The sequence below is a fragment of the Acidocella sp. genome (assembly GCF_052326845.1).
Classification (GTDB): domain Bacteria; phylum Pseudomonadota; class Alphaproteobacteria; order Acetobacterales; family Acetobacteraceae; genus Acidocella.
Genome location: NZ_JBKQJR010000015.1, coordinates 1 through 8,542, shown reverse-complemented (window position 1 = coordinate 8,542; position 8,542 = coordinate 1). Strand labels below are relative to the sequence as shown.

General features: G+C 65.4%; 10 protein-coding genes. 8 read left to right on the top strand and 2 right to left on the bottom strand.

All coding sequences use genetic code 11. The features are described from left to right. The 8 genes from ACLPJJ_RS01040 to ACLPJJ_RS01005 all read left to right on the top strand — a co-directional run. Positions 1 to 251: isochorismatase family protein (locus ACLPJJ_RS01040; RefSeq protein ID WP_443588856.1), on the top strand; the 251-nt coding region annotated here is incomplete at its 5' end. Positions 252 to 358: 107 nt separating this feature from the next. Then, complete coding sequence (gene efp / locus ACLPJJ_RS01035) at positions 359 to 925, top strand: elongation factor P (protein WP_443588855.1); 567 nt, start codon at positions 359 to 361, stop codon at positions 923 to 925. Between the two features lie 124 nt (positions 926 to 1,049). Beyond that, the gene (locus ACLPJJ_RS01030) at positions 1,050 to 1,877 is read left to right on the top strand and encodes an inositol monophosphatase family protein (protein ID WP_443588853.1); all 828 of its coding nucleotides are present in this window, start codon (positions 1,050 to 1,052) and stop codon (positions 1,875 to 1,877) included. A 16-nt stretch (positions 1,878 to 1,893) separates the two neighbouring features. After that, entirely contained in the window at positions 1,894 to 2,481 is a 588-nt protein-coding gene (locus tag ACLPJJ_RS01025) for an OmpA family protein (RefSeq protein WP_443588851.1), read from the top strand. Next, the gene (locus tag ACLPJJ_RS01020) at positions 2,478 to 3,614 is read left to right on the top strand and encodes a flagellar motor protein MotA (protein ID WP_443588849.1); all 1,137 of its coding nucleotides are present in this window, start codon (positions 2,478 to 2,480) and stop codon (positions 3,612 to 3,614) included. Before ACLPJJ_RS01025 ends, ACLPJJ_RS01020 begins: the two co-directional genes overlap by 4 nt. After that, positions 3,611 to 4,735, top strand: a complete 1,125-nt coding sequence (locus ACLPJJ_RS01015) for a peptidoglycan -binding protein (protein WP_443588847.1) — start codon at positions 3,611 to 3,613, stop codon at positions 4,733 to 4,735. Before ACLPJJ_RS01020 ends, ACLPJJ_RS01015 begins: the two co-directional genes overlap by 4 nt. A 93-nt stretch (positions 4,736 to 4,828) precedes the next feature. Next, entirely contained in the window at positions 4,829 to 5,377 is a 549-nt protein-coding gene (locus tag ACLPJJ_RS01010; protein ID WP_443588845.1) for a 5-formyltetrahydrofolate cyclo-ligase, read from the top strand. Between the two features lie 150 nt (positions 5,378 to 5,527). Next, on the top strand, positions 5,528 to 6,553 hold the full coding sequence (locus tag ACLPJJ_RS01005) for a linear amide C-N hydrolase (RefSeq protein ID WP_443588843.1): 1,026 nt from the start codon (positions 5,528 to 5,530) through the stop codon (positions 6,551 to 6,553). A gap of 44 nt (positions 6,554 to 6,597) precedes the next feature. On the opposite strand, the gene ACLPJJ_RS01000 is transcribed toward ACLPJJ_RS01005, so the two are convergent. Together ACLPJJ_RS01000 and ACLPJJ_RS00995 are read right to left on the bottom strand one after the other, a co-directional pair. Then, positions 6,598 to 6,816, bottom strand: a complete 219-nt coding sequence (locus tag ACLPJJ_RS01000) for a hypothetical protein (protein WP_443588841.1) — start codon at positions 6,814 to 6,816, stop codon at positions 6,598 to 6,600. Between the two features lie 88 nt (positions 6,817 to 6,904). Beyond that, the gene (locus tag ACLPJJ_RS00995; RefSeq protein ID WP_443588839.1) at positions 6,905 to 8,158 is read right to left on the bottom strand and encodes a DEAD/DEAH box helicase; all 1,254 of its coding nucleotides are present in this window, start codon (positions 8,156 to 8,158) and stop codon (positions 6,905 to 6,907) included. Between the last annotated feature and the right edge of the window lie 384 nt (positions 8,159 to 8,542).

Genomic DNA, 8,542 nt, shown 5'->3' with positions numbered 1-8,542 from the left:
ACGGCACCGGCGTCGTCGAACTCCTGCACATGCTGCGGCGCGACACCGTCATCATCGGCGGCGGCGCCACCAACCGCGGCGTCGAGACCAGCGTCCGCGAGGCCTTCAACCGCGACCTGGCGTCTGTTGTGGTGCGCGAGTGCTGCTGGGGCAGCGACGAGGCCGCCCACGCCTACAGCCTCGACAAGGCGATGAAGATGTACGCGCGCATCCGGACCCTGGCGCAGGTCGCGGCGATGCTGCGGGACTGACGGGCACCGTCATGGGGACCCGGTCGCCAGCCGCCGCCCGCCTTGCCCCTGCGGTCCCCCCGGTCTAGAAGCCGGCACCGGAATCCCAGGCACGACGAGAGTATCCGATGAAGCAGCAGGCGAATCTTATCCGCGCCGGCCAGGTGATCGAGCATGAGGGCCGCCGCTGGACCGTGCTCAAGCAGCAGATCATCAGCCCCGGCAAGGGCGGCGCCTTCATCCAGGTGGAGATGCGTAACCTGAAGACCGGCAACAAGACCAATGAGCGCTGGCGCACCGCGGATACCGTCGAACGCCTGACCACCGAGGACCGGGACTACACCTACTCCTACACCGATGGCGACAACCTCGTGCTGATGGACCCCGAGACTTTCGAGCAGTTCATGGTCCCGGCCGCGATCCTGGGCGATTCCGCGCCCTTCCTGCAGGACAACATGCCCGTCATCGTCGCCCTCGTGGAAGGCGATCCGGTTGGCATCACCCTGCCGCCGCAGGTCACCCTGGAGATCGTGGAAGCCGACCCGGTGGTGAAGGGGCAGACCGCCTCCTCCTCCTACAAGCCCGCCAAGCTCTCCAACGGCGTGAAGACGCTGGTGCCGCCCTTCATCGAAGCCGGCGAACGCATCGTCGTGCGCACGGAAGACGGCAGCTACGTCGAACGCGCCAAGGGTTAATAGCACAGCCCCCAGGGGCGCGCTTTACAGCCTGAATATGAGGTCCAGGGGCTCCCGGCTCCTGGCAGAGGGTTCGGGGGGGCACTGTCCCCCCGAACCTCGTTAAAACGAGGAGCCTATTGCCATGATGCCACGTCTTTCCCCGCACATGACCGTGATGCACGCCGCGGCGAACAGGGCCGCGAAGCGCCTGCTGCGCGATTTCATGGAGGTCGAGAACCTGCAGGTTTCCGTTAAGGGGCCTGGGGATTTCGTCAGTCAGGCGGATCTGCGCGCGGAGCAGTCCCTGCGTGAGGACCTGGAGAAGGCGCGGCCGGGCTACGCGTTTCTCATGGAGGAATCCGGGGCTTCCGGGTCCGACAAATGGGCCTGGCGCTGGGTTGTTGACCCGCTGGACGGCACCACCAACTTCCTGCACGGCATCCCGCACTGGGCGATCTCGATCGCGCTGGAGAAGCGCCTGCCCGATGGCAACAGTGAGGTCCACGCCGCCGTGGTGTACAGCCCGGTGAATGGCGAAATGTTCTGGGCCGAGAAGGGCGTGGGCGCGTATCTCAACGACAAGCGCCTGCGCGTTTCCGCCCGGCGCGACCTGAAGGACGCGCTGTTCGCCACCGGCATTCCCTTCGCCTCCGGCTCCGGCGCTCAGCGCCTGGGCTTCGCCCGCACGCTAGGCACGCTGATGCCGCAGGTCGCCGGCATCCGCCGTTTCGGCTCCGCGGCGCTGGACCTCGCCTGGGTCGCGGCCGGGCGCTACGACGGCTACTGGGAAACCGGCATCCAGCCCTGGGACATCGCGGCGGGCATGCTGATCGTGCGCGAGGCGGGCGGCTACGCCACCGATGCCGAGGGCAAGGATGAGGTGGCCAGCACGATTGTGGCGGCCACCCCGCATCTTCATCCAAAACTGCTGGAAGTTGTGCAGGACGGTCTGGCGGCGGCCAAGGCTTGACGTTAAGGTTTCTGCCGTGAAGCACGTTTTGCTCCTGGCAGGTCTCGTTGTACTGGCTGCCCCCTGCGCCGACGCGCAGGTGGCAGTGAATCCGGCGGCGTTGCAACAGCTGGCCGGCATCGCCCCGGCGCCCGCTCCCGCTGCACCGCAAGCGGCGCCCCCCGCGCCGCATATCGTACATCATCACCACGCGGCCCCGCCGCCAGCGGCGGCAAAGCCGGCTCTGCCTGTGCCGGCGGTCGCCAAGGTCGCCGCTCCGCCCCCCGCGCCACCGGCAGCAGCTCCCGTGGCGCCAAAGCCCCTCGCCCCGGTGCGGCTCAGCTTCGCCCCCGGCAGCGTGGACCTTCCCCCGAATGCCGCCGATGCGCTGAAGCCCTTCTGCACCGCGGGCGGCATGATCAGCATCGACGCCCACGCCCCGGCCACCCCTTCCGATCCCTCGGTTGCGATGCGGCTTTCGCTCTCCCGGGCGCTGGCGGTGAAGAACGCGCTGGCCGCCTGCGGCGTACCGGCACAGAACATCGTGCCCCGCGCCATGGGCGCCACACCGGGGCAGGCTAACGACCAGACGATTGTGGCCGCAGGCGCAGGAGCAGCGAAATGACCAAGCCCACCAGCTACCTGATTCGCATGATCCTGTTCTGCGTGGTGGTTTACAGCGTCGCAGCACTGCTCGCCCCGCAGCTCGTGCGCTTCTACATGGCCAACCCGGTGATCAACTCCGTCATCGTGGCGGTGGAGGCGTTCGGCGTGTTCTGGAACCTCCGCCAAGTGCAGCGCCTGTACCCCGAGTTGGCATGGGTGGAGGATTTCCGCCGCAACCGCCAGCGCCTGGAACAGGCCACGCCGCCAGTGCTGCTCGCCCCCATGGCGCGCATGCTGCACGGCCGCGCCGATGGCGAACGGCGCATCACCCTTTCCGGCCAGGCCATGACCACGATCCTGGACGGCATCTCCTCCCGCCTGGACGAAAACCGCGAGCTCTCCCGCTACACCACCGGGGTGATGATCTTCCTAGGCCTGCTCGGCACGTTCTGGGGCCTTCTGCGTACGGTCAATTCCGTGGCCGAGGTCATCAACGGCATGAACCTCGCGGGCGGCGACGTGAACGCCATGTTCGCGCAGCTGAAGGGCGGGCTGGCCGGGCCGCTGGCCGGCATGGGCACGGCCTTCTCGTCCTCGATGTTCGGCCTTTCCGGCGCGCTTATCCTGGGCTTCCTTGACCTTACAGCGGGTCAGGCGATGAATCGCTTCTTCAACGAGCTGGAAGAATGGCTGGCCGGGCTCACGCGGCTTTCCACCGGCGCTCTGGCGGGCGATGGCGACGGCAGCATGCCGGTTTACGTGCAGGCGCTGCTGGAACAGACGGCGGAGAACATGGACGCACTGCAGCGCCTGCTGGCGCGCGGCGAGGAAGGCCGGGTGCAGGGCAACACCGCCGTGGTGGCGATGACCGAGCGGCTCGCGCATCTCTCCGACACGCTGCGCGTGAACCAGCAGCTGATGGAGAACATCGCCACCGCACAAACGGGGCTGACGCCTGTGCTCTCGCGCCTCGCCGAGCCCAAGCCCGCGGATGAGGTAGCGCGCGCGCATTTGCGCAATATCGAGCTACTGCTCTCCCGCCTGCTCACCGAGAGCGAACAGGGCCGGTCGCAGAGCCTCTCCGAACTGCGCAGCGATTTGAAGGTACTCACCCGCACCGTCGCCAGCATGGCGGATAGCGCCCGCACATGAGCCGGCGGCGCGGCACGGGCAACGGGCTGGAAGCTTGGCCGGGCTATGTGGACGCGCTCTCCACCCTGCTCATGGTCACCATCTTCGTGCTGCTCGTCTTCGTGCTGGCGGAGGCGTTCCTCTCCTCCGCGCTCACCGGCTCGAACAACACGATCGATGTGCTGAAGCAGCAGATCGCGGAGCTGACGCAGAGCCTGTCCATGGAAACCACCAAGGACGCGACGCTGAGCCAGGAGCTGGCGGCACTGAACGCACAGCTGGCGAGCGCGCAGACGGCCAATGCCGGCCTCACCCAGCAACTCTCGGCGGACACCGCCACCATCACCTCGCTGCAGGGCGGGCAGAAGACGCTGCAAGCCCAGCTCTCCGACGCGCAGGCGCAAGCCGCCGCCGCCACCGGGCGCATCTCGGCGCTGCAGGCGCAGATGGAAGAAGTGGCCGGCACGCCAGACATGCAGCAGAAACTCACGGACGCGCAGAAACTCTCGGCCCAGGACGAGGCGCAGATCGCGCTGCTCAACCAGCAGATGGCCGCACTTCGCGCGCAGCTGGCGGCGCTGCAAACGGCGCTCGATGCCTCCCAGGCCGCGGATGCGGCGGACAAGGTGCAGATCGTGGACCTCGGCAAGCAGCTCAACGAGGCGCTGGCCCGCAAGGTGGAAGAGTTGCAGCAATACCAGAGCGTGTTCTTCCGCACGCTGTCCGAAAGCCTGAAGGGCGAGAAGAACATCAAGGTGGTGGGCGACCGCTTCGTGTTCGAAAGCGATGTGCTGTTCCCCGTGGACGAGGCGACCATCACCCCCGAGGGTCAGGCGGAAATCGCCGAGGTTGCCTACGCGGTGAAGGAAATCGCCGCGAAGATCCCGCCGAACGTGAACTGGGTGCTCTCGGTGGATGGCTATGCCGACGTGCAGCCGATCAAGGGCGGGCCGTACAAGTCGAATTTCGACCTCTCCTCCGCCCGCGCGCTAGCGGTGCTGGACCTACTGATCGCCGATGGCGTGCCGGAGAACCGTCTGGTCACCTCGGGCATGGGCTCGAACAACCCGATCGCCCCCGGCGACACCCCGGCGGATTACGCGCAGAACCGGCGGATCGAATTCCGCCTGACAGCCCCTTAAGGAACCACCGTCATTGCGAGCGCAGCGAAGCAATCCATCTTTTTCGTCAACGGCACATAAGATGGATTGCCACGGCCGCTGCGCGGCCTCGCAATGACGGATTTGTTGGCCCGCAAAGCCGCCTTGCGGGCGGAGATTCTGGGCCTGCGCGTAGGCTGGGACCCAAGCGTGGGCGCGCAGCTTGCGGAACATGTGCTGGCCTCGGGCATCGTGCCGCCGGGCGCGGTGGTGGCCGGGTTCTGGCCGATGCCGCATGAGATCGACATCCGCCCGCTGCTGCATGGTTTGCATGAACGCGGACACTGCATCTGCCTGCCGGAGACACCGCCGCGCGGCCAGAAGCTGATCTTCCGCGCCTGGACGCCGGAGAGCGAACTGGTGCGCGGGCGCTTCGGCACGATGTTCCCCGTAGGCGCGGTGACTGTGCCGGATTCCGTGCTGGTGCCGCTGGTGGCGTTCGACGCCAACGGCCACCGGCTGGGCTATGGCGGCGGGTATTACGACCGCACGCTGGCGGAATTGCCAAACGCGTTCCGCCTGGGCTGCGCCTATGCCGCGCAGCAAGTGGCGCATGTGCCGGTGGAGGAAACGGATTTCCACCTGCACGCGGTGGCGACGGAAGCAGGTGTGAAAAACATCTAGTTGGCCGCCAATCGTTTGGCGGGCGCGGTATCCAATGCCGGGCCCGGCGCGCGCACGCTCATTCCCCTGGCACAAGACGTTCCGATCATGTAACGTTGATCCACTTCGATCACCAGGGAGGAGGATTGTCACATGAAAAGAATTAGCCAAATGGGCCTGATCGTCTGCGCCGCGATCGCGCTCATGAGTGCCGCCGCCAATGCCTGCACGCGGCTTATTTATGAGACGGGTAACAAGACCTTCCTGGTCGCGCGTTCCATGGACTGGATGGAAGACCCGAAAACCGATCTATGGGCCTTCCCGAAGGGCATGAAGCGCGACGGTGGCCTCGGGACAGGCTCCATAACGTGGACCGCGAAATATGGCTCGGTGGTCGCTTCCTTCTATGGCGTCGCAACTGTCGACGGCATGAATGATGCCGGACTCGTCGCCAATACACTTTATTTGGGCGAATCAGACTATGGCGACGCCAAAGCCTCCGGCAAGCCGCTCATTTCCGTCGGCGCCTGGACGCAATATGCGCTCGACAATTTCGCGACGGTGGACCAGGCGGTTGACGCTCTCTCCAAGGAGCCGTTCGCCATTGTGGCCCCGGCGCTGCCCGATGGCAACGCGGCCGGCGGACATCTCTCCTTGGCGGATGCCACCGGCGACAGCGCGATTTTTGAGTATCTGAACGGCAAACTCATGATCCACCACAGCCCGAAATATACGGTGATGACGAACTCACCGACCTTTGACGAGCAATTGGCGATTTCGGCCTATTGGAAGAACATCGACGGTCTCTCCTTCCTGCCTGGCACGATCAATTCGCCCGATCGCTTCGTGCGGATCAGTTGGAGCCTCAATGCCGCGCCGAAGGAGAAGGATGAAAGACTGGCTGTTGCCACGACCTTCTCGCTGATCCGAAGCATCTCGGTACCGCTTGGCCTCAGTGAGGCTGGGAAGCCGAATATCGCTGGCACGATCTGGCGCTCGGTCTCTGATATCTCCGCGAAGCGCTACTATTTCGAGTCTGCCTATAGCCCGTCGATCTTCTGGGTCGACATCTACAAGTTGAAGCTCGCGGCTGGAGACAAGCCGAGCCACCTCGACCTCAACGGCCACCCGATCTATTCTGGCGATGTATCGGGTAAGTTCCTGCCAGCCGAGCCATTCAAGTTCCTCTCCAACTGACGACAACGATGTGAGGCCGCCGATGCACTGGACGCGCATGGCAATCAGTGCATCGATGTTCTCCGGCGATGCTGCTGCGCGCACGGCACCCGCGCCGTGAGCCAGACGATGGCGATACCCGCGCCAATGCCGCACGCGACCTCCGACAGTCGCTCGGCCAGCATGGCCGCCTCTGCGCCGGTATGCGGCACGAGCAGGATGATGGTGGCGGTAACGCCGAAAAGCTGGCTGCGGGCATGAGGGCATGACGCGGGCGGACGCATAGCGCCTACCCCAAAACAAAAACAACCGGCCGCGATTAAACGGCCGGTTGCTCCAAAGACACAATGCTTATGGCTTATGCGCGAAACTTTACGCAGCCCGCGTCTTCTTCTGCTCGCCATATTGCGGGCGGCGGGGCTTGGCGGGTTTCACCTTGCGCACCACCATGTCCGGGTGGCGCTGCGGCTTCTTCGCCGGCATCGCCTGGGCCGGGCGGGTGCCGCTTGCCACTTCCATCTTGATGCCCGTCAGCTTCTCGATCTGGTTCAGGTACGGAAGTTCGGTGGCATCGCAGAAGGCCACGGCCATGCCCTCGGCGCCATTGCGCGCGGTGCGGCCGATGCGGTGCACATAGCTCTCCGGCTCATTCGGCAGCTCGTAATTCACCACATGGGAAACGCCGGAAACATCGATGCCGCGGGCGGCGATGTCGGTGGCCACAAGCACGCGCGCCTCGCCGGACTTGAAGGCGTCCAGCGCGCGCTGGCGGGCGTTCTGCCCAAGATTGCCGTGCAGCGCCACCGCCGTGATCTTCACTGCGTTCAGTTGCAGGGCCACACGGTCCGCCCCGCGCTTGGTGCGGGTGAAGACGATGGCACGGGTAAAGGCCGGGTCGCGCAGCAGGTCCACCAGCAGGTCGCGCTTCTGCGACCCCTCGACGAAATGCACGCTCTGGGCGATGCGCGCCGGGGTGGAGGACACCGCCGCCACCGTCACCCTCACCGGGTCACGCAGCAGCCCTTCCGCCAGCTTGGAGATTTCCGCCGGCATGGTGGCCGAGAACAAAGCCGATTGCCGGCGCGTGGGCAGATGCGTCACGATCTTGCGGATGTCAGGGAAGAAGCCAAGGTCCAGCATGCGGTCGGCCTCGTCGAGCACGAAGAACTCGCACTGGTCGATGATCAGCTCCTTGGTGTTCATCAGGTCCAGCACGCGGCCGGGGCAGCCGACGACAATGTCCGCCCCGCGCGACATGCGGGTAACCTGCCCGCTGCGGCCCACGCCGCCGACGATGAGCACCACGCGCAGGCCAAGCCCGGCGCCGAATTTTTTAAATTCCTGCTCGATCTGCACGGCCAGCTCGCGGGTCGGCGCCAGGATCAGCGCGCGGGTGGAGAAGCGGCGGTTATGCAGCTTGTGCCCGGCCATGACCTGCAGGATGGGCAGGGCGAAGGCAGCGGTCTTGCCGGTACCGGTCTGGGCCAGACCCAGCACGTCCTTGCGGGCGAGGCCATGCGGAATGGCGCCAGCCTGGATCGGGGTGGGTTTGATGAAGCCCGCATGCTTCAGCGCAGCGAGAATCGGGGTTGCGAAGCCAAACGCCTCAAAAGTTGTATCAGTCATAAACAAACGTCTCCGGCGCCATGAAACTGCTCCATGGCGATATTGTCCGGCTTCCACGCGCGATATTGGAAAAGGACGGGTATAAGAATGCCCGAGAAGGGACGTCCCCGCCCCCAAAAGACAAACCAGCCGCCAAGGCCAAGGCCATAAGGCCCTGGTCGCGCATTCGCGGTTGGTGGCGGCCTTATGCACGTGCCGCACCGCACAACGCAAGAATAATCGCACACCCCCGCGCCTGTGGGACCGGAAATCGGCATAGGGGGCGATCATCACTGATCGCTCCCCTGCCACACCACCCGGCATGCGGGTCCGCACCGGGCGGTTCGAGAGATTGAGGTTAGGCGAGTCTGGGCATTCCTAGCTGGTCTGCCCACGCGATTGTGA